Origin of the sequence: Mesorhizobium sp. B2-1-3 (assembly GCF_006442495.1) — a bacterium.
GTDB lineage: Bacteria > Pseudomonadota > Alphaproteobacteria > Rhizobiales > Rhizobiaceae > Mesorhizobium.
Genome location: NZ_VFWL01000002.1, coordinates 20,571 through 40,588 on the forward strand (window position 1 = coordinate 20,571; position 20,018 = coordinate 40,588).

22 protein-coding genes, 1 tRNA gene and 1 pseudogene are annotated in these 20,018 nt (G+C 64.8%); 10 read left to right on the top strand and 14 right to left on the bottom strand.

Features of this window, described 5'->3' with window-relative positions:
• Window positions 1-32: 32 nt before the first annotated feature.
• A complete protein-coding gene (locus FJ973_RS04625; protein WP_140554984.1) occupies window positions 33-1,073 on the top strand; it encodes an aldehyde reductase in 1,041 nt (346 codons plus the stop codon).
• A 39-nt stretch (window positions 1,074-1,112) separates the two neighbouring features.
• Here the strand turns inward: FJ973_RS04625 and FJ973_RS04630 are convergent, their stop codons facing one another.
• The gene (locus tag FJ973_RS04630) at window positions 1,113-2,006 is read right to left on the bottom strand and encodes an SDR family oxidoreductase (protein WP_140554985.1); all 894 of its coding nucleotides are present in this window, start codon (window positions 2,004-2,006) and stop codon (window positions 1,113-1,115) included.
• A 134-nt stretch (window positions 2,007-2,140) separates the two neighbouring features.
• On the opposite strand from FJ973_RS04630, the gene FJ973_RS04635 reads away from it, so the two are divergent.
• Window positions 2,141-2,551, top strand: a complete 411-nt coding sequence (locus FJ973_RS04635; protein WP_140495388.1) for a helix-turn-helix domain-containing protein — start codon at window positions 2,141-2,143, stop codon at window positions 2,549-2,551.
• Window positions 2,552-2,631: 80 nt separating this feature from the next.
• Here the strand turns inward: FJ973_RS04635 and FJ973_RS04640 are convergent, their stop codons facing one another.
• Window positions 2,632-3,369: a glutathione S-transferase family protein gene (locus FJ973_RS04640; protein ID WP_140554986.1), complete on the bottom strand. Its 738-nt coding sequence runs from the start codon at window positions 3,367-3,369 to the stop codon at window positions 2,632-2,634.
• 100 nt (window positions 3,370-3,469) lie between these two features.
• Between FJ973_RS04640 and FJ973_RS04645 the strand changes: the two genes are divergently transcribed.
• The 3 genes from FJ973_RS04645 to ilvC all read left to right on the top strand — a co-directional run bounded on the left by FJ973_RS04645 (window position 3,470) and on the right by ilvC (window position 5,778).
• A complete protein-coding gene (locus FJ973_RS04645; protein ID WP_140516702.1) occupies window positions 3,470-3,928 on the top strand; it encodes a MarR family winged helix-turn-helix transcriptional regulator in 459 nt (152 codons plus the stop codon).
• A 150-nt stretch (window positions 3,929-4,078) separates the two neighbouring features.
• Window positions 4,079-4,732, top strand: coding sequence for a TetR/AcrR family transcriptional regulator (locus FJ973_RS04650; protein WP_140554987.1), 654 nt, complete (start codon window positions 4,079-4,081; stop codon window positions 4,730-4,732).
• 26 nt (window positions 4,733-4,758) lie between these two features.
• Window positions 4,759-5,778, top strand: a complete 1,020-nt coding sequence (gene ilvC, locus FJ973_RS04655) for a ketol-acid reductoisomerase (protein WP_140495398.1) — start codon at window positions 4,759-4,761, stop codon at window positions 5,776-5,778.
• 69 nt (window positions 5,779-5,847) lie between these two features.
• Here ilvC and FJ973_RS04660 read toward each other — a convergent pair whose 3' ends face one another.
• Window positions 5,848-6,417, bottom strand: coding sequence for a BA14K family protein (locus FJ973_RS04660; RefSeq protein WP_140554988.1), 570 nt, complete (start codon window positions 6,415-6,417; stop codon window positions 5,848-5,850).
• Between the two features lie 188 nt (window positions 6,418-6,605).
• Here FJ973_RS04660 and FJ973_RS04665 point away from each other — a divergent pair, with 188 nt between their 5' ends.
• The 3 genes and pseudogenes from FJ973_RS04665 to FJ973_RS04675 form a co-directional block, all read left to right on the top strand.
• Window positions 6,606-7,718 (top strand): endonuclease/exonuclease/phosphatase family protein, encoded by a 1,113-nt coding sequence (locus FJ973_RS04665; protein WP_140554989.1) that lies wholly within the window; start codon window positions 6,606-6,608, stop codon window positions 7,716-7,718.
• A 3-nt stretch (window positions 7,719-7,721) separates the two neighbouring features.
• Window positions 7,722-8,438 carry a hypothetical protein gene (locus FJ973_RS04670; protein ID WP_140495404.1) on the top strand — a complete coding sequence of 239 codons (717 nt, stop codon included), beginning with the start codon at window positions 7,722-7,724 and terminating at the stop codon, window positions 8,436-8,438.
• 85 nt (window positions 8,439-8,523) lie between these two features.
• A pseudogene (locus FJ973_RS04675) lies at window positions 8,524-8,772 on the top strand (PIN domain-containing protein); the annotation flags it as partial.
• Between the two features lie 24 nt (window positions 8,773-8,796).
• Here the strand turns inward: FJ973_RS04675 and FJ973_RS04680 are convergent.
• The 3 genes from FJ973_RS04680 to FJ973_RS04690 are packed head-to-tail and all read right to left on the bottom strand — an operon-like array spanning window position 8,797 to window position 12,021.
• Window positions 8,797-10,014, bottom strand: coding sequence for an ABC transporter permease (locus FJ973_RS04680; RefSeq protein WP_140554990.1), 1,218 nt, complete (start codon window positions 10,012-10,014; stop codon window positions 8,797-8,799).
• Between the two features lie 2 nt (window positions 10,015-10,016).
• The gene (locus tag FJ973_RS04685; RefSeq protein WP_140516445.1) at window positions 10,017-10,724 is read right to left on the bottom strand and encodes an ABC transporter ATP-binding protein; all 708 of its coding nucleotides are present in this window, start codon (window positions 10,722-10,724) and stop codon (window positions 10,017-10,019) included.
• 4 nt (window positions 10,725-10,728) lie between these two features.
• Entirely contained in the window at window positions 10,729-12,021 is a 1,293-nt protein-coding gene (locus FJ973_RS04690) for an efflux RND transporter periplasmic adaptor subunit (protein WP_140516443.1), read from the bottom strand.
• 130 nt (window positions 12,022-12,151) lie between these two features.
• Here FJ973_RS04690 and FJ973_RS04695 point away from each other — a divergent pair, with 130 nt between their 5' ends.
• Both FJ973_RS04695 and FJ973_RS04700 read left to right on the top strand, forming a co-directional pair.
• A complete protein-coding gene (locus FJ973_RS04695) occupies window positions 12,152-13,084 on the top strand; it encodes a PhzF family phenazine biosynthesis protein (protein WP_140554991.1) in 933 nt (310 codons plus the stop codon).
• Window positions 13,085-13,191: 107 nt separating this feature from the next.
• Window positions 13,192-13,267: transfer RNA gene (locus tag FJ973_RS04700), tRNA-Lys, on the top strand.
• A 128-nt stretch (window positions 13,268-13,395) separates the two neighbouring features.
• Here the strand turns inward: FJ973_RS04700 and FJ973_RS04705 are convergent.
• From FJ973_RS04705 to cbiE, 8 genes are read right to left on the bottom strand one after another with little or no spacing between them, the layout of a single operon-like run.
• Window positions 13,396-13,659, bottom strand: coding sequence for a hypothetical protein (locus FJ973_RS04705; protein ID WP_140516441.1), 264 nt, complete (start codon window positions 13,657-13,659; stop codon window positions 13,396-13,398).
• Window positions 13,660-13,698: 39 nt separating this feature from the next.
• Window positions 13,699-14,709, bottom strand: coding sequence for a nicotinate-nucleotide--dimethylbenzimidazole phosphoribosyltransferase (gene cobT / locus FJ973_RS04710; protein WP_140495559.1), 1,011 nt, complete (start codon window positions 14,707-14,709; stop codon window positions 13,699-13,701).
• A 24-nt stretch (window positions 14,710-14,733) separates the two neighbouring features.
• Window positions 14,734-15,510 (bottom strand): adenosylcobinamide-GDP ribazoletransferase, encoded by a 777-nt coding sequence (gene cobS / locus FJ973_RS04715; protein WP_140554992.1) that lies wholly within the window; start codon window positions 15,508-15,510, stop codon window positions 14,734-14,736.
• A gap of 3 nt (window positions 15,511-15,513) precedes the next feature.
• Window positions 15,514-16,827 (bottom strand): cobyrinate a,c-diamide synthase, encoded by a 1,314-nt coding sequence (locus tag FJ973_RS04720; RefSeq protein ID WP_140554993.1) that lies wholly within the window; start codon window positions 16,825-16,827, stop codon window positions 15,514-15,516.
• Window positions 16,824-17,642: a uroporphyrinogen-III C-methyltransferase gene (gene cobA / locus FJ973_RS04725; RefSeq protein ID WP_140495562.1), complete on the bottom strand. Its 819-nt coding sequence runs from the start codon at window positions 17,640-17,642 to the stop codon at window positions 16,824-16,826. The genes FJ973_RS04720 and cobA overlap by 4 nt, the downstream gene beginning before the upstream one ends.
• Window positions 17,639-18,403, bottom strand: coding sequence for a precorrin-4 C(11)-methyltransferase (gene cobM, locus FJ973_RS04730; RefSeq protein ID WP_140495563.1), 765 nt, complete (start codon window positions 18,401-18,403; stop codon window positions 17,639-17,641). The genes cobA and cobM overlap by 4 nt, the downstream gene beginning before the upstream one ends.
• On the bottom strand, window positions 18,400-18,786 hold the full coding sequence (locus tag FJ973_RS04735; protein WP_140554994.1) for a cobalamin biosynthesis protein: 387 nt from the start codon (window positions 18,784-18,786) through the stop codon (window positions 18,400-18,402). The genes cobM and FJ973_RS04735 overlap by 4 nt, the downstream gene beginning before the upstream one ends.
• Entirely contained in the window at window positions 18,783-20,018 is a 1,236-nt protein-coding gene (gene cbiE, locus FJ973_RS04740; RefSeq protein ID WP_140554995.1) for a precorrin-6y C5,15-methyltransferase (decarboxylating) subunit CbiE, read from the bottom strand. The genes FJ973_RS04735 and cbiE overlap by 4 nt, the downstream gene beginning before the upstream one ends.

A 20,018-nucleotide genomic window follows, 5' to 3' on the forward strand; every position in this document is an offset into this window, starting at 1 on the left:
ATCGCCTTGGGCTGACGCTTCGGGGGACGGGCATGAGCGGCGAATTGGTGCTTGTCACCGGCGGATCTGGCTTTCTCGGCGCCCACTGTATCCTTGAACTGCTGAAGGCGGGCTACCGCGTGCGCACCACCGTGCGCTCGGCCAGGCGGCAAGCCGATGTCCTGGCCATGCTCAAGGCAGGTGGCGTCGAGCCGGATGACAGGCTCTCCTTTGCAATCGCCGATCTCATGAGCGATGCCGGCTGGCCGCTAGCCGCTGCAGGCTGCGACTATGTCCTGCATGTCGCCTCGCCGTTCCCGCCCGGCGTGCCCAAGCATGATGACGAGCTGATCATTCCGGCCCGTGAAGGCGCGTTGCGGGTGCTGCGGGCGGCACGAGATGCCGGCGTCAGACGCGTCGTGCTGACGTCCTCCTTCGCGGCTGTCGGCTACGGCAAGATGCCGCCCGACGGCCGTCCGTTCACCGAGGAGAACTGGACCGATCCGATGGGAAGGGTCAGCGCCTATGTGAAGTCGAAGACGCTCGCCGAGCGCGCGGCCTGGGATTTTATCGCCGCCGAGGGTGGCGGGTTGGAGCTTGCTGCCGTCAACCCCGTCGGCATCTTCGGGCCTGTGCTTGGCCCGGACCATTCGACCTCCACCGAATTTGTCCAACGCATGATGAATGGAGCCATGCCGGGGCTGCCGCGCCTGTCCTTCGGCGCCGTCGATGCACGCGACGTGGCGGACCTGCATGTCCGCGCCATGACCGATCCAGCTGCCAATGGCGAGCGCTTCCTGGCGGTGGCCGGCGATTTCATGACCGTGCGGGAAATCGCGCAAACCTTGAGAAAGCGGCTCGGCAACGCGGCGAAGCGCGTTTCGACCAGAGAGCTTCCCGATTGGCTGGTGCGCATGGTGGGACTGTTCAATCCGGAAGTCGCGCAGCTCGTGCCTGAGCTGGGCAAGGTCAAGAATGCCACCAATGCCAAGGCGGTTCGCATGCTCGGCTGGAAGCCGCGTTCGCGCGAAGACGCGCTGGCGGCGACCGGAGAGAGCCTTATTCGGCACGGCCTGATCAAAACATCGAAGTAGGGGCGGAAAGTCGAGAACAGACTTCCCGCCGCGTGGATTTCAACCTGCCAAGGCAGCCTTGTTCGCCTCGAGGAATTGTCTCAACGTCCTTGGCGTCCTGCCGGAAAGCATCTCGATCGCGTCCGTCACCATGGCGATGCGGCCGGCACGCGTGTTGACGTCGAAGGAAACGACGACGCCGGCAAAATCCTCGGGAACGCCTGATGCCTTTACCCCTTCGGTCAGGACATCATCCGAAACCTGCACGACATCGAGCGGCTTGCCGGTGACTTCGCTGACGAGGGCGGCGATCTCGGCCGTCGTGTACGCTTGCGGGCCAGTCAGCGTGTAGGTTTTGTTGTCGGTCGTGCCAGAAGCGAGACCGGCGGCGATCGCCGCTGCCATGTCTTCGCGTGCGCCATGGGCGATGCGGCCTTCGCCGGCGGACGTGTACCAGTGCCCCGAGGCGATCGCGTGCGGCAGCGCCATGAACAGGTTCTCCTGGTACCAGCCGTTGCGGAAGATCGTGTAGGGGATGCCGCTCGCCTTGATTGCCTGCTCGGTGCTGTAGTGGTCACCGGCAAACAGGACCGGCGACACCGGTTCCGGGTTGGGCATCGAGGTGTAGAGCAGGTGCGAAACGCCGGCGTTTTTGGCCGCCGCGACTGCATTCTCGTGCTGCTTCAGGCGCTTGCCGCCTTTGAGATCGAGATCGCCGGTCGAAATGATCAGCGCCTTGTCGGCACCCTTGAACGCGGTTTCCAGCGAAGCGGAGTCGTTGAAGTCTGCGGCCCTGACAACGACGCCGCGCACCGCCAAATCTGCCAGGCTTTCGGGATTGCGCGTGGTGGCGATGATCTTTGCAGGCGGAGTTTTATGCGCGTCCAGGAGATAGCGGATGACGCCGCGGCCAAGCTGGCCGGAGGCGCCGGTGACGAGAAGGGTTTCGGTCATCGGAGATCCTGATTTGTGCCGAAGCGGCGGGTGCTCTAGTGGTCTCAGAAGGAGACCAGCACTAAAATAGGAATTGACCTGTCACCGTAAAGAAGGCAGTTTTTCGGGAGGTAGGCACATCCAGGGAACCAGCGATGGACGGCAAGGTCACCAATCTGAAATCGAAGCTGGAGACCTACAAAGCGATGAGCGGGGGCGGTAATTTTGCCGACTGTCCGGTTCGCAATGTCATCCAGGGCGTCAGCGGCAAATGGAGATCGCTGCTGGTGATGGCGCTGGCTGAAAGGCCGTATCGCTTCGGTGAGTTGCGGCGGCTGGTGCCCGACATTTCGCAGCGCATGCTGACCCAGACACTGCATGATTTGCAGCGCGACGGCTATGTGCATCGTGAAGTGTTCCCGACCAAACCACCGAGCGTTGAATACAGCCTGACCGATCTCGGGCGCTCGATGTTCGGCGCCTTTCATCAACTGATCCTATGGGCCGAACTCAACCATGATGCGGTGCGCGAAGCGCGTGCGGATTTTGATGCCGCCCAGGCATAAGCCGCGGGGTGGCGCCGCGACGCCGCGCATTCGCCGCAGTTCCTCGCCTCAATGGTGGGCCGGCACGGTGGTCCATCCGTTCAGGCGAACTGGGCTGGCGGAAGCGCGCTGGCCGGATCGTTCTTACGAATGACCGTCGAAAGATACGATCCCTTCGCCCGCAGGAAGGCATGCAGGCGCAGTGGATAGTCCTGCGCCACGGCATGCTTGACGGACGGGCGTCCACTCAATGCCTGGCGCCAGGCCTGGACGAGCGGTTTGCCGTCCAGAATGCCGAAATCGCCGATCCGGTCGAAGGTATCGATGTAGCGGAAGACAGGGCCGTAGACTGCGTCGACGAGCGAAAAGCGCCCGCCTTCGAACCATGGTCCAGTCCGGCCGGCTTCGCCCGCCAATTCGGTCTCCACACGATCGAACATTTCCGACAGCGTCCGAGACTCGGCAAGGAATCCTGCCTCGGTCGACGCCGAATAGAACCGGCCGACGGCGTTGAGGATGGCTGAGCCATACTCGATCCAGGCACGATGCCGGGCACGGGCATAGGGGTCGGCCGGGTGGAGGGGATTGGCCTCAGTTTCTTCGAGGAATTCGAGGATGACGGCGGATTCGAAGATCACCGTCTCATCGTTCCCCCGCTGCACGCGCAGCAGCGGCACCTTGCCGAGCGGCGAGACCGCCTTGAACCAGTCAGGCTTGTTGGCGAGGTCGATGTCGACGCGCTCGAACGGCACGCCTTTTTCGGTCAGCGAGATCGCCGCACGCTGGACATAGGGGCAAAGGGGATGGCTGACGAGAATGAGGGTGTTGGCATGCTTCATCGGATTTGCCTCTCAATATCGATGCATTCGCATCTATCTAGATGCAAATGCATTGGTCGTCAAGCTTGATGCAATTGCATCTATCTCTTATGATGCCGTCATGATCGAGACAGCCATGCCATCGCCGGAGGCCATCAAGACCTGGGCACGCCTGATGCGGGTATCACGCCAGCTGGTGGAACGTGCCGAAGACGCGCTGAAGGAAGGCGGCCTGCCGCCGCTTGCCTGGTATGACGTGCTGCACGAACTCGCTGAGGCGGGCGAGGGCGGCTTGCGGCCGTTCCAGCTGATCGAACGAACCCTGTTCGCGCAGTATAATATTTCGCGGCTGCTGGCCCGACTTGAAGCCGATGGGTTTGTCGAGAAGCTGCCGGTGGCTGATGACGGCCGCGGCCAAACCGTCCGCATCACGGCCAAGGGACGAGAGACGCGCCGCCGTATGTGGGCCGTCTATGGCAGGTCGATCGCGGAGCTGGTTGGCGACAAGCTCTCGCCGCAAGAACTGAACACGGTATCGGCCTTGCTCGGGCGGTTGCGCGATCCGCCAGCCGGCGACTGAACATACGCGTTGCGCGGCTGCGGGGACACGGGAAAAACATTTCGTCATTTTGGCCTTGCGCCGATCTTCGAATTGCGCAATATGCCGAACCGTAACGTACGGTACTGAGCTCGGGCGATCTACGGCTCTACCATCAAACGGGAACAGAGCGTGTTGCAGGCAAATGCCGATATCGACAACGGCGAAGCGCTGACGGAGCGTCAGAAGGCGGTCCTGGATGCAGCGCTCCGCCTGCTGGTCGAAGAGGGCGACAATCTGACCATGACCGCAGTGGCGCGGCGGGCGAGCTGCTCCAAGGAAACGCTCTACAAATGGTTCGGCGACCGCGACGGACTGCTGACGGCGACGGTGCAATGGCAGGCCTCGAAGGTGCGGGTGACGGCGGTCGACGGCAGGGGGCTCGACCTTGCGTCGTTGGCCGCGAGCCTGGAGCGATTTGCTTCCGACTGGCTGAAGGTCATTTCCAGCGACACTTCTGTCGCGCTCAACCGGGTGGCGGTCGGCCATGCCGGTTCGGGCAAGGATGATCTTGGCGCGGTGGTGCTGGAGAACGGGCGCTTTGCCCTCGCCAAGCGCCTGAAGCCGGTGCTGGAGGCCGGCCGCCAGGCCGGGCTGCTCGATTTCTCGGACGCCGAGACGGCGTTCCGTACCTTTTTCGGGCTGGTCGCCCGCGACGTGCAGATCCGTCTCTTGCTTGGCGACCGGCTGGAATTGACTGAGGCGGCGATCGGCGGTGATGCCGTCCGCGCGACGCAGCAGTTTCTCGCTCTTTTCGGAGCAAAAACCGGGCCGCAAGGCCTCTGATCTTCAAACGGGAAGGAAGACAAAAAATGCGCGTCTATTACGATCGTGATGCCGATCTCAACCTGATCAAGGGCAAGAAGGTCGCCATCATCGGCTATGGCAGCCAGGGCCGGGCGCATGCGCTCAACCTCAAGGATTCCGGCGCCAAGGAGATCGCCATCGGCCTCAAGGCCGGATCGGCGACCGCCAAGAAGGTCGAGGCCGACGGGCTCAAGGTGATGAGCGTGGCCGACGCCGCCAAATGGGCCGACCTGATGATGATGGCGACGCCCGACGAATTGCAGGCCGACATCTACAAAAACGAGATCGCGCCGAACATCCGCGACGGCGCGGCAATCGCCTTCGCGCATGGCCTCAACGTGCATTTCGGCCTGATCGAGCCGAAGTCGACGGTCGACGTCGTCATGATCGCGCCGAAGGGGCCCGGTCATACGGTGCGCGGCGAATACCAGAAGGGCGGCGGCGTGCCGTGCCTGGTCGCCGTCAACCAGGATGCTTCGGGCAACGCACTCGACCTCGCGCTCTCCTACGCCTGCGGCGTCGGCGGCGGCCGTTCGGGTATCATCGAGACCAATTTCCGCGAGGAATGCGAGACCGATCTGTTCGGCGAGCAGGTCGTGCTGTGCGGCGGCCTGGTGGAGTTGATCCGCGCCGGGTTCGAGACGCTGGTGGAAGCCGGCTATGCGCCCGAAATGGCCTATTTCGAGTGCCTGCACGAGGTCAAGCTGATCGTCGACCTGATCTATGAAGGCGGCATCGCCAACATGAATTACTCGATCTCGAACACCGCCGAATGGGGCGAATATGTCTCGGGGCCGCGCATCATCACCGCAGAGACAAAGGCCGAGATGAAGCGGGTGCTGAAGGATATCCAGACCGGCAAGTTCACCTCGGAGTGGATGCAGGAATACCGTGCCGGCCTGTCGCGTTTCAAAGGCATCCGCCGCAACAACGACAGCCATCAGATCGAGGAAGTCGGCGCCAAGCTGCGCGCGATGATGCCGTGGATCTCCAAGAACAAGCTGGTCGACAAGGCGAAGAACTGAGCGATCCACGCTCCAAAGGAAACGGCGCCGCGCGGCGCCGTTTTTTATTGCAGGATTGTGCGGCCTGGCTCAGCGATAGGGCGAGTAGCACTGCTGGCGTGGGCCGTTATAGGGCTGGAAGGTGTTGTCGTAAGCGCGATACGAGCGGTATCTGTTGTAGCACCACCGGACATGGGCGCTCGACAGCCGGCCGGCCCGATAGTAGCGGCGCGGCGGTGCATCGTAGTAATTGTAGTTGTTGTACATGCTGCCGAGGCCGAGCCCCAAGCCAAGCCCCAGGATCGCGGCGCCGGCGCTGTCATCATAGTAGCGGCCGCGATAATGGTGGCGGCGCCAACGCCAATCATCGCCGCCGTTCCAGTGACGGCCGCTCCAGTGACGACCGCTCCAGTGACGGCCGCCCCAATCGCCGCGGTTCCACCCGCCCGACCGGCGCCATCTCCAGTCGTTGTTGAAGCTCCGGTTGTTGCCGCCGGCCCAGCTGTCACGCACAGGCGTGACCGTCGGCGCCGCGGTGCTGGCTGGGATCGACAGCTCCGGCTGAAGGATTGGTCCGGCAGCGGATGGTGCCGTGATGCCGGAGAAGATACCGAGCGCTATCAGCCCGGATTTGACTGTGGAAGAAAAGAGCGCGTTCATTGCACTTCTCCAAGAGGACAGGCCCCACGCCGACCCTGGGATGGGCCCACTGTGGGTCTTTGCGTCTGAACGGCGGATGAACGGAAAGGTTCCCTCAACCATGGCGCGAGGCGCGCCAGGATCAATCGATTCCAGCTGGTGGTTGCCCGGCCTTGTTTTCTGCCGCGCTTGCGGGCAAAGGTCATGATATGTCGCTGCGTCTTGCAACCTTCAATGTCGAGAACCTGATGAACAGGTTCGATTTCTCCGGATACCGCAACCAGCTCAACGAGGACCGGACGCTGGCTCTCTTCGATATCCAAAGCGAGGCCGAGTACAAGATGCTGGAGCAGGCCCGCGCCATCGCGCAGTCGGACGACATGCGGCAGCTGACGGCGCTGGCCATAGCGGCCACGCGCGCGGATATCATCTGCATGCAGGAGGTCGACAATATCGAAGCCCTCAAGGCGTTCGAATATGGCTATCTTTTCAAGATGGTGGGGCAGGGCTACCGCCAGAAGTACACCGCTGCCGGCAATGATTCGCGCGGCATCGACGTCGCCGTGATGATGCGCAGCGAGACCGCGCAGGGCCAGCCCATCGAATTCGTGCGCATGACCAGCCACGCCTATGTGACCTATGAACAGTTCGGGCTGCACACGCCGGAGCTGGCGGCGCTCGGCAACCAGCCCAATGAACGCATCTTCCGGCGCGACTGCCTGGAAGTGGACATTACCGTTGGCGGTTCGCCGCTGACACTCTATCTCGTGCACTTCAAGTCGATGGGCTCGCCCCGCAACGGGCTCGACGGGCGTGAAGCGACGATGCCGATCCGCATCGCGGAGGCGCAGGCGGTGCGCCGGATCATCGAGGAGCGCTTCGGGGCGGATCATGCAGCCGACAAGCGCTGGGCGATCTGCGGCGACATGAACGATTACCGCCAGCGCGTGAAGATCGCCGGCGACGAATTCGACGGCTATCGTTTCGAGGTGGTCGACGAGAACCTGTCCTGCATCAACGTGCTGACGGCCGGCGGTTTTTGCGAAAACGTGGTCGAGAGGCGGCCGGAAATGAACCGCTGGACCTTCTACCACACGCGTGGGCCGCAAGAGCGGCATTTGTGCCAGCTCGATTATATCCTGCTGTCCAGGGGATTGGCGGCTAAGAACGCCACCGCCGTCCCGGACATCATCCGCAACGGCCAGCCCTGGCGCACGATCTTTCCTGCCGGCCAGGAAGTGGAGCGCTTTCCGCGCGCCGGCTGGGACCGGCCGAAGGCATCGGACCATTGTCCGGTGGCGATCACGCTGGACATGGCCTGAACCGTGAGCTTCGACCTGCCGCGCAATGTCATTTTGCCGGTCGACGCCGTCGATGTCAGGCTCGACCCCGGCCCGCATCCTTTCGCGCTGGACAATGCCGAGGCGATCGCCGCGAACTGGCAGCACGAGATCGCGGCCAACCCCGCGCTGTTCGACGGTCCCGTGGTGCTGCTCTCGCGACTTGCCTGGCGCGACAATCGCCTCGTCGGCCGGTGCCACGCGGTCAACTACTCCACCTTCATGCTCTGGCGGAAGCGGCGCGAGAATTCGGGCGCCGAGCACGCCTATGCCCATGCCATGCTCGTGGCCGGCGACAATGCGCTGGTGGCGATTCGCATGGCCGCCCACACCGTTACTGCCGGCCGCGTCTATTTCGCCGCCGGTTCATTTGAACCGGCGGATTTTCGCGATGGCCTCGTCGATGTCGATTTCAACATGATCCGCGAGGTGCGGGAAGAAACCGGCCTCGACATTTCAGGCGCCGCACGCGGCCTGCATTACCATGCCCTGTCGACGGAAAGCGGCACGGTGATCTTCCGCCGATACCGGGTTCCCGAGCCCGCCGAGGAGATCGCGCGGCGCATCTCGGCCTTCGTCGCAACCGAGGCCGAACCGGAGATCGTGGGTCCGGTCATCATCCGCCACGCCGCCGACCTGCCGCACGGGCTGATGCCGCACATGAAGCCGCTGATCGAGTGGCATTTTGCGAACGCGGACTAAACCTTACCTTCCGTGCTGATCGCCAATGCCGGCATACGAAGGTCTGAGTGGCTGCCTGCAACCCCAAACATCGGGTGCGTGCGCGGACAATCGTCTCGATCAGGATGTGTTGCCACTGTTTGCAGGCCGCATTCTGCCTTTCGACCTCGACGCGTCGCGCGCCTATGCCGACCTCATGGTAAAGGCGAGAGCCTCAGGCAAGGCGATCGGCAATGCGGATGCCTACATCGCGGCCACGGCCGCAGCAAACGGTCTTACGGTCGCCACCCGCGACACCGGCCCATTCGCGGCCGCCGGATTGAATACGATCAATCCCTGGGAAACAGCCTCGTAGCCGCGCCTTTGCTTTCCAATCGCCTTATTCATGCCGCAGCGCGTCGATCGGGTCGAGCCTGGCGCCGCGCAGCGCCGGGAAGAAGCCGAAGACCATGCCGATCAGCGCGGAAAAGCCGACGGCGAGCAGGATGACTGCCGGGCTCGGCGCAAAGGGAATGGTCAGCGTCGCCGAGGCGAGACCGGCCAGCGAGAGCCCGATCAGGATGCCGATGATGCCGCCGAGAAGCGACAGCACCGTCGCCTCGACCAGGAACTGGATGAGGATGTGCTTTTCATGCGCGCCGATGGCGAGCCTTATGCCGATCTCGCGGGTGCGCTCGGTGACCGACACCAGCATGATGTTCATGATGCCGATGCCGCCGACCAGCAGGCTGACGCCGGCGACCGCGCCCAGCATGCCTGTCATCGTGGTGGTGGCGCTGGCCATCGCATCAGCGATCTGGGTCATGTCGCGGATCGCGAAATCGCTTTCGTGGTCGGGCGTGAGGCGTCTGGCGTCGCGCAGAATATCCTCGACGCGCGGCTGCAGCTCGCTGGTCGGGGTGCGGTCGTCGGCGGCGACGTAGATGTTGTCGATGTTGCGGTTGCCCGCAATGCGCCGCTGATAGGCATGCAGCGGCATCAACACGACATTGTCCTGGTCCTGGCCGAAGCCGGTATAGCCCTTCGGCTCGAGCAGGCCGATGATCTTGCAGGAGGTGCGGTTGACGCGGATGATTTCGCCCTCGGGGTCGCCGGCACCGAAGAACTGCTGGCGCACCGTCTCGCCGATCAGGCATACGCCGGTACCCGAGCGGGTCTCGGACTCGCTGAACGAACGGCCTGAGACCAGTTTCCAGTCGCGGGCATCGAGATAGGCGCTGTCGGTGCCGGTAACGCCGGAGGTCAGGCTCTCGGTACCGAAGATGACGCGGACCTGCTTCTGCGAGGCCGGCGAAATGGCGCGTGCGCCTGTCAGATGGGCAATGAGCGCGGCAAGATCCTTTTCGGTGAGCGGACGGACGACCTGGTCGAGCCCGCCCGGGCCGCCGGGACCGGCCGGGCGGCCGGAGCGCACAACCAGAAGATTGCTGCCGAGCTTGGCGATGTCGTCCTTGACCTTGGCGGTGGTGCCGGCGCCAATGGTGAGCATGGCGATGACCGCGGCGACGCCGATGACGATGCCGAGCAAGGTCAGGAACGAGCGCAGCATGTTGCGGCGGATCGAGCGCAAGGAGAGGCGGACGGTTTCCCAGAGCATTGTCAGGCCACCTCGACGGTCATGGTGTCGGAGGCGACATGGCCGTCGAGGAAGCGCACCGTGCGCTCGGCATATTCGGCGACGTCGGCCTCGTGGGTGACCATGGTGATGGTCAGGCCAAGCTCCTTGTTCAGTTGCGTCAGCAACTCCATGATCTCGTGCGTGCGGGCAGTGTCGAGATTGCCGGTCGGTTCGTCGGCGACGAGCAGCGTCGGCCTCGTGACGATGGCGCGCGCGATCGCCACGCGCTGTTGCTGGCCGCCGGAAAGCTCGGCCGGAGTGTGATGCTCGCGACCGACAAGGCCGACTTGCGCCAGCGCCTGCATGGCAAGATCGCGGCGCTCGCGGCTGGCCACGCCGCGATAGATCAGCGGCAGTTCGACATTTTCCGCCGCCGTGGTGCGCGCCAGCAGATTATAGCCCTGGAAGACGAAGCCGACATAGAGGTTGCGCAGCATGGCGCGGCGGTTGCGGTCGAGCCGGCCAGCATCGACGCCCATGAAGGAATAGGTGCCGGCGGTCGGCGTGTCGAGGCAGCCGATGATGTTCATCGCCGTCGATTTGCCGGAGCCGGACGGGCCCATGATGGCGACGAATTCGCCGCGCCGGATCGCCAGGTCGACGCCGGCCAGCGCGTGCACCTTGGCTTCGCCATGGCCGTAGCTCTTCCAGACCTTGTCGAAGGTGATGAGGGGGGCGCCCATCGCCACGAAGTCAGCTCCGCTGCTGCGAGGCCGTGATGACCTGCGCCCCCTCTGACAGGCCCGAGGTGATCTCGGTCAGCTCGCCGTCGGTCGAGCCGATCCTGACGTTGACCGGATGCGGACGGCCTTTCTCCAGCACGTAGAGCATGCGTGAGCCGTCGGTCGGCGGCGCTGCCGCCTGGCGCTGGCGATTGCCGCCGGGACGTCCCATGCGGCCGGTGAACAGGTCGCTCAGGCTCCAGCCGCGGGCGGCCTGCTGCGCAGGACGATAGCGGAAGGCGGAGGAGGGGACGGTCAGCACGTCCTTAGCCTGCCGGGTGACGACCGAAACAGTGGCGGTCATGCCGGGGCGCAGCAACAGCTCGTCGTTGTCGACCTCGAGCCGCGCATTGTAGGTGACGACGCCGTCGGTGGTGACCGAGGCGTAGGAGATGTCGCGGATCTCGGCGTCGAACGGCCGCTCCGGGAAGGCGTCCACGGTGAAGCGGGCATGCTGGCCCGGCTTCACCGCGCCGATATCGGCTTCGTCGACCGCCGCCACCAGTTCCATGTTCCTGAGATCGGCGGCGATGATGAACAGCACCGGCGCCTGCAAGGAGGAGGCGACCGTCTGGCCGGGGTCGACAGAGCGCGTCAGCACGATGCCGTCGATCGGCGCATAGATGGTGCTGTTGGCAAGGTCGGTCTGCTGCGATTTCAGGTCGGCGTTGGCGATGGCGAGATTGGCCTCGGCGCTATCGAGCGCTGCCTTCGAACGGTCGCGGGTCGCGGTCGCCGCTTCGAGCGACTGGTCGGTGGCCATGCCGCGCTTGGTGAGGGCGGCGGCGCGCACGAGCGCGCTTTCATTCTCGGCCAGCGTCACGGTGGCGTCCGCGACATTGGCGGCGGCCGCCTTGGCGGATGCCTCGGCGCGTTCGATCTGCACCTGCAGCTTGGCGGTGTCGAGCGCGGCCAGCACATCGCCCTTCTTGACCTGCTGGTTCTCGTTGACCGAGACTGAACGAATGATGCCCGAGAGCTGGCTGGAAATGTCGACCTGGGTGAGGGGCTGCAAGGTGCCGGTCGCCGAAACCTCGACAGTGAGGTCGGCCTTGGCGGCGGGCGCCGTCGTATAGTCGATCTTGACCGGCGAGCCGGCATACCACTGGTAGCCGGCAAAAGCCGCGACAAGGACGATCAGCGCCAGCAGCGCATAGAGCCAGCCGCGGCGGCGATTCTTGCGCCGCCCCGTCTGGTCGAGCCCGAGCGCGGTCTCGATGGCGGAATCCGATTCCGTCTTTGGCAGATTGACAATCTGGTCCACGCCGGACCCCCTGAAGCGCAATATGTCCCTATGAGTGCACAGATCAGTGCTAATGGTTCGAATATCAAATTAAATTTCGCTCATGTTGGGATTGAGGCAGAAATTCGGATCAAAGCGGAAGGTTTCCTCCATGAGACGCGATTACTTGCTTTACGATGTGTTTACGACCGATCGGCTGGCCGGCAACCCGCTGGCGGTGGTGTTGGACAGCGGCGGACTGGACACGGCTGCGATGCAGGCTATCGCGCGCGAGTTCAACCTGTCGGAATCGGTGTTCGTGCTGCCGCCGGATAATCCCAAGCACCGCGCCCGTATCCGCATCTTCACGCCCGATTATGAAATGCCTTTCGCCGGCCACCCGACCGTGGGCTCGGCGATCGCGCTGGCCGAACTGGCCGATATCGCGCTCGCTGAAATGGCCGACAATGACGGCGCTGCGAGCATTTTCGTGCTGGAGGAAAACATCGGCCCGGTGCGCTGTGCCGTCAGCAAGCATGATGGCGCGACATTCGCCGAATTCGACCTGGCGAAGTTGCCGGAGCCGCTGAAGCTCGAAGCCGACCCGGTGGCGATCGGCGCCGCCCTTGGCCTGGCGCCGCACGAGATCGGTTTCGAGAATCACCGCGTCGCGTTCTGGTCAGCCGGCGTGCCCTATGTGACCATACCGGTGGCCAATCTGGAGGCGGCGAGCCGGATCCGGCTCGACAACCAGGCCTGGTCGGAACTGGCGCCGCGCAAGAGCGAATGGGCCTTTGCCAGTCCCTATGTCTATTGCCGAGAGACGGTGAACCACGAGAGCGCCTTCCATGTGCGCATGATCGTGCCCGGCACGCCTTCCTACGAGGACCCGGCGACCGGCTCGGCGGCGGCGGCTTTCGCCGGCGCCGTCATGCATTTCGACGCTCCGACGGATGGCGTTTCGCAGCTGTGGATCGAACAGGGGCTGGAGATGGGGCGGCCCTCGCGCATCCGCCTGGAACTAAGTGTACAGGGCGGAAAACTGGTCTCGGCGCGCATCGGTGGCAACGCGGTCAAGGTGGCGGAAGGCAAGCTGTTCGTCTGACCATCTGCGTCACTTCAGCGATTTGTCGGGAAATGATTCCGGCAGGGCTGGACAGGACCGGCATCGGCGGCTATATGCCCGCCAACGCCGGTTTTTGCCGGCCGAGTGGGTGCGTAGCTCAGTTGGTAGAGCAGCTGACTCTTAATCAGCGGGTCCACAGTTCAATCCTGTGCGCACCCACCAAATTCTTCAAAGACTTGGTGGAAAGACCTGAATGGGCCGGTTCAATTGCCGCGCTCGTTCATCGGCTGCTTTCGCCGCCGGGCCGCCTTTGGCCAGGAGAGATGTAGGATTTGCAGCTTGGTCAAAGACTACGATTGGCCGCGCCGAAAAACGCGGCTCAGAAACCTGCCGAACCGAAAAGCCATGCCGTTGTCCGCGCTCCGACCGTCGTCGGCATCAATGGCGGCCTTTCCGCCTGAGAAATCGCTGATGAGCCACCAGAAGAAAACCAGAAAAACAACGAGAATTGCGGTGTCGATCGGGCCGTAAGTTGAATATCCACTGTGCCGAAGCACACCAGCAAGCAGCACGGCGATAGTCATAGCAGCGGCAGCCGGGTGAAGCTTTTTCATCCACCAGATCTATTCGAGAATCGCTACAACCGGAAGATGTTACTTCTCCGACACGCCGGCCTCGGCAAAGCTCGCCATCCTCGCATGGCACTCCAGCGCCGAGCGGACGATGTTGACGGCGAGGCAAGCGCCGGAGCCTTCGCCGAGCCGCATGCCGAGGTCGAGCAGCGGCGGCAGGTCGAGCGCTTCGAGCAGGCCGCGGTGACCCGATTCAGCCGAGACGTGGGCGGCGATCGTATGAGCAAGGCCTGTGGAGTGCAGCTTTGCCAAAGGTGCTGCGGCTGCGGTGCAGACGAAGCCGTCAAGCAGCACCGGTATGCCCATGTGACGGGCGGCAAGCGTGGCGCCGAAGATGGCGGCGAGTTCGCGGCCGCCGAGCGCCGCGGCAACCCCCAGGGGGTCGGCAAGAATGGCGGCGTGGCGCTTCAAGCCCGATTCGATGGCAACCACCTTGCGCTCGAGGCCGGCATCGTCGACGCCGGTGCCGCGTCCGGTCCATTTTTCGGCATCGCCGCCGAACAGCGCCGCCGAGATCGCGGCGGCCGGCGTGGTGTTGCCGATACCCATCTCGCCGAAGCAGACGAGATCGAGATCATCAGTCACCGCATCGTAGCCGGCCGAGACGGCGGCAAGAAATGCCTTGTCGTCCATCGCCGGCGTTTGCGTGAAATCGCCGGTCGGATGGTCGAGATCGAGCGGAATGACGTCGAGTTCGGCGCCCGCGATGCGGGCGAGCTGGTTGATGGCCGCACCGCCGCCGGCGAAATTCGCCACCATCTGCACCGTGACTTCCGAAGGATAAGCCGACACGCCTTGCGCGGTAACGCCGTGGTTGCCGGCGAAGACGAAAACTTTCACCCGCTCGAGCCTAGGCATGTCGCGGCCCTGCCAGCGCGCCAGCCACGCGGCGATGGACTCAAGCCGGCCGAGGCTGCCCTGCGGCTTGGTCAACGTGTCCTGGCGGCGAGCGACCGCGCTCGCGGCGGCGTCATCGCCATCAGGCAGGTCGAGGCAAGCAGCGCGCAATTCATCTAGGGATTTGAAAGGCATGGAAGGAAATTCTCCGAAACAGAGTCAGGAAAGGGCTACGGAAGCGACGAGCAGCACCGCGATTTCGCTCACCTGTTGCATAGCGCCGATCGTGTCGCCGGTCTGGCCACCGATCTGGTTGAGGCAAAGCGCGTGGAAGGCGGCAAACAGCAGTCCGAGCAGGATAAGCGCCGCGATGGCGCCGCCAAGCCCGAGCAGGAGGAGCGGGATGGCGCCGAGCACGGCGCCGGCGAGGGCAATTTCCCGCGAGACGGTGCCGGCGCCGGCCGAGAGGCCATCGTCGCGCGCCGGGGGCAAGAGATGCATGAAGGCGCCGAATACGCCGCGCGAGGCCGCATGGGCGGCCAGGAGCGCGAAGAGAGCTTGTGTGGGATCGACGAATTCCGACAGCGCGCTCCAGCGGATGAGCAGCGACAGCGCCAGCGCCATGGCGCCGTAGGCGCCGATTCGGCTGTCGCGCATGATCTCCAGCTTTCGACCGCGCGTGTTGCCGCCGCCAAAACCGTCGGCGACATCGGACAGCCCGTCCTCGTGCAGGCAGCCGGTGGTGACCGCGGTTGCAACCAGGGCAAGGGCTGCCGCCGACCCGATGGCAAGGCCAAACCGTTCCGCCGTGGCAAAGACGATGGCGCCGATCAGGCCGACGACGAGGCCGGCGACCGGGGCGGCCCAGATCGCGGCGGCAAGGCTGCGGCCGCGAAAGTCGATGACGGGCAAGGGCAGCCTGGTGAAGAAGACCAGGCAGAGGGCAACATCGCTGGGGATTTGCCGGGGCGAAAGGGTGACCTTCGGGAACTTCATGCCTCAGCCCCTTGCGATGGCATGGAAGAAGGTGCCGCTGACTTGGCCGCGCCGGTAGCCCGAGGCGCCGATCGGATTGCCTTGCCCGTCTGCGAGGTCGGCCAGGGGCTCGTCATCGCCGGTCGCCGTCATCTGCGCATAGTGGAATTCGTGCCCACGGATCAACGCGCCCCGCGGGCCGAGCGGACAGTCGGCGCGCAGCCGTGCTTCGCGATAACCGAGGTTCATCTTGCGCTTGGCGAAGCTGGTTGAATGGCCGAGCAGGCCGAGCATTTTGTGTGTTTCGCCAGATGCATCTTCCAGAGCTTCGCCAAGCACCATGAAGCCACCGCACTCACCATGGATGGGCTTCGTCCCGGCAAACCTTGCCATTCCTCTCCGAAAATTCGCAGCAGCGGCGAGACGGCCGGCGTGAAGCTCGGGATAACCGCCGGGCAGCCAGCAGACGTCGCAGCTGTCGTCGGGCGCCTCGTCCGCGAGCGGCGAGAACGGAACCATCTCCGCGCCGGCCTTGCGCCAGTAGGCCGCGACGTGCGGATAGAGGAAGGTGAAGGCGGTATCCTCGGCAAGTGCGACGCGCTGGCCGGGCGGCTGCAGCGCATCGTCGAAGCTGCCGGGCTCCGGGGCGAGAGGTGTTGCCAGCGCCATGACGGCGTCGAGGTCGAGCGACTTTTCCGCCATGTCGGCCAACCGGTCGAGATGCGCCATCAGGTCATCATATTCACCGGCCTGGACGAGGCCGAGATGGCGTTCGGGCAGGTTCAAGGTGGGATCGCGCAGGATGGCGCCGACGACCGGCAGGCCGATCGCCTCGATGGCGTCGCCGGACAGCCGGCGGTGGCGCTCGCTGCCCAGCCGGTTGAGCACGACGCCCGCCATGCGAACCTCCGGATCATAGGTGGCGAACCCCTTGGCGACGGCCGCCGCCGTGGTCGACTGGCCGGAAACGTCCAGCACCAGCAGCACCGGCAGGCCGTAGAGCCGCGCGAGATCGGCCGCCGAACCGCTGCGGCCCGGCGCGGCCGGAATGCCGTCGAACAGGCCCATGGCGCTTTCGAGGATGACAAAATCGGCGTCGTCGGCGGCATTTACGGCCAGTGCGTTGAGCAGCGACGGCGACATCGCCCAGCTGTCAAGATTGACGCCGGACAGGCCGGTGGCGGCGGTGTGGAAGCCGGGATCGATGTAATCGGGGCCGGACTTGGCGCCGCGTACTTTCAGGCCGCGCCGGGTGAGTGCGCGTAAAATACCGATGGTGACGCTGGTCTTGCCCGAGCCGGAGCGCGGCGCGCCGATGATGATCGCGCGGGCGCTCACGACGCACCCGCCAGCGCCGCGCGCATGGCGACGATGCCGCCGACGACGATCAGCGCCGGTGCGGACAGGCCGGCGGCGGCGGCTTCCTCGGCGATGGTGGCCAGCGTGGCGACGACGATGCGCTCCTGCGGCGTCGTCGCGGCGACGATCACCGCCGCCGGCGTCGATGGCGCCAGCCCGCCGTCGAGCAATGCGGCCGATATCACAGGCAGATTGGCCATGCCCATGTAGACCACAACAGGCTGGCCGGTGCGCGCGATCGCGGCCCAGTCGAGATCGTCATCGGTGCCGGCGGCATGGCCGGTCGCCAGGATTACCGCCTTGTTGATGCCGCGCATGGTCGCGGGGATGCCGGTGGCGGCCAGCGCGCTGAGGCCCGAGGTGAGGCCGGGCAGGACGCGGAACGGGATGTTTTCCCGCGCCAGCGCCAGCGCCTCTTCGCCGCCACGGCCGAAAATATAGGGGTCGCCGCCCTTCAGCCTGACGACGCGGCGGCCCTGGCGCGCCAGCCGGACCAGCAGGGCGGTTATGTCGTCCTGTTTCATCGAGGGTTTTCCGCCGCGCTTGCCGGCAAAGAAAAGCTCGGCGTTTTCGGCAACCGCGACGACGTCCGGGGAGACCAGCGCATCGTAGACCAGCGCATCCGCCTCACTCAGCGCCGCCAGCACTTCCAGCGTCAGGCAGCCGGGATCGCCGGGGCCGGCGCCGGCGAGCCAGACATGGCCGGGCTCAAGCGTCCGCGGCTTGAAGTTCAGCCGGGCAAGCGCCTGTTGGAGCGCGGCGTTCTCGCCCTTATTTTTGGTGCTGTCGCTCACAATCCGTCCCGTCCGCGAAAACGCCGCTGGTAATGCGCGTCGTACAATGAACTCTCGCCAAAGCCTTCCGCCGCCAGCGAGCGGCCGACGAAGATGATGGCCGTACGCTCCATCGGGTCGGCGGCCAGTTGTGCCTCGATGGTTTCCAGCGTGCCGGTCAGCACGCGCTCGTCCGGCCAGGAGGCACGGAAGACGACCGCCACCGGGCAATCGCGGCCATAGAGCGGCGTCAGCTCGGCGACGATGCGATCGATGGCGTGGATGGCAAGATGAATGGCAAGCGTGGCGCCGGTGCGGCCGAAGCCGGCCAGCGTTTCGCCAGGCGGCATTTTTGAAGCGCGGCCGGAGACGCGGGTCAGCACCAGGCTCTGGGCGACTTCGGGAATGGTCAGCTCGCGCCGCAGAGCAGCCGCCGCGGCAGCGAAAGAGGGAACGCCCGGCGTCAGCGTGTAGGGAATGCCGTGCCTTTCAAGCCGGCGGATCTGTTCGGCAACCGCGCTCCATACCGACAGGTCACCGGAATGCAGCCGCGCGACATCATGGCCGGCCTTGTGGGCGGCCAGATATTCGGCCTCGATCTCGTCGAGCGACATCGGCGCGGTGTCGATCAGCTTCGTTCCCGGGGCGCAATGCTGCAGCAATTCGGGCGCCACGATCGAGCCGGCATGGAGGCAGACCGGGCAGCTTGCCAGCAGCCGCGCGCCGCGCAGGGTAATGAGGTCGGCGGCGCCCGGACCGGCGCCGATGAAATGCACGGTCATGCCGCGTCTCCGCTGATGGCGATGGCGCAGGTGACCGGGCCGAGCACGATGCGTGGTCCCAGCAGCCTGGCGCCTTCGCCGGCGACGGCCAGCGCCGATGCTTCGGAAACCGACGGTGTGCCGGCCAGATCCTGCGAGAGGCTGGAGTTGCTGAGCGCCTTCGTCGACGCTGCTTTAAGCGCTGCCTCATCGACAACGATGACGGGAAGGTTGAGTGTGCGACCTGCGGCAGCGATCGCCTGTTCATCTTTCTTGAGCGTGGCGGTGGCGAGCGACGAGAGCGCCGTCATCGCCAGCCCGTGCGCTTCGAGCGCGGTTTCTATCGCGGCAAGCACGTCCTCGACGCTCACGCCCTTTCGGCTGCCGATGCCCGCGACCATCATGGCTTGATCCAACTCCATTGGGTAACCGGCATCGCCGGCCGCCAGGCCTGCATCGAACCGACAGGCGCGGCGCGGGATATGGCGATGCGGGTGAGATCGCCCCCGAGCTCGGTATGACGGGCAAGAAGCAGCGTCTCCATTTCCAGCGTCACCGCATTGGCGACAAGGCGGCCGCCGGTGCGCAGCGCCTTGATGGCGGCGGTCAGCACGCCGGCATCGCTGCCGCCGCCGCCGATGAAAATCGCATCTGGCGTCTCGAGCCTTGCAAGCGCCTTGGGAGCGCTGCCTTCGACCACGATGAGGCCGGGGACGCCACACGCGGCAGCATTGTGGGCGATGCGGGCGGCGCGGATCGGGTCGGCTTCGATGGCAACAGCGCGCATCGAGGAATGGGCGAGCATCCATTCGATGCCGATGGAACCGGAGCCGGCGCCAACATCCCACAGCAGTTCGCCGCGCCTCGGCGCCAGCGCCGACAGCGTGATGGCGCGGATCTCATGCTTGGTGATCTGGCCGTCATGGTCGAACAGATGATCGGCGAGGCCTGATGTCAAAGGCAGGATACGCGCATCCGGACCAGATTCAATTTCGAGCGCCAGCACATTGAGCGGATTGATGTTTTCGAGGTTGAACGCATCGGCCCGGGCCGTGCGCAGGTTCTCGTTCGGCCCGCCCAATGCCTCCAGGATCGTCAACCGCGAGGCGCCGAAATCAAGCTCGGTGAGCAGGCGGGCGATTGCCGCCGGTGCATCGCCGTCGGATGTCAGGGCCAGGATACGCGCGTTGGGCTGCAGCAATGGCCGGATCAGGTCGATGGGGCGGCCATGCAACGAGATGGTTTCGATGTCCTGCAGCGCCCAGCCGAGGCGAGCGGCCGCCAGCGAAATGGCCGAGGGCGCGGGAATGACATGCATCTCCCGCGGCTTAACCTTGCGGGCGAGGGTGACGCCGACGCCGTGGAAAAAGGGATCGCCGGAGGCAAGAACGCAAACGCGCTTGCCGGCGAGCGACAGCACGTCGTGCATCTCGGCATCGAAGGGAACCGGCCATGGGCGCGGATCGCCCTTGGCGAATGATGAGACGAGCGCCAGATGCCGCTTGCCGCCAAAGATGATTTCAGCGTCGGCGATCCGCTGCTTGGCCTCGTCGCCGAGACCGGCTACACCGTCCTCGCCTATGCCGACGATGGTGAGCCATTTTTGGTTGGCGCCGCGTAGACTCTTAGCAGGCAT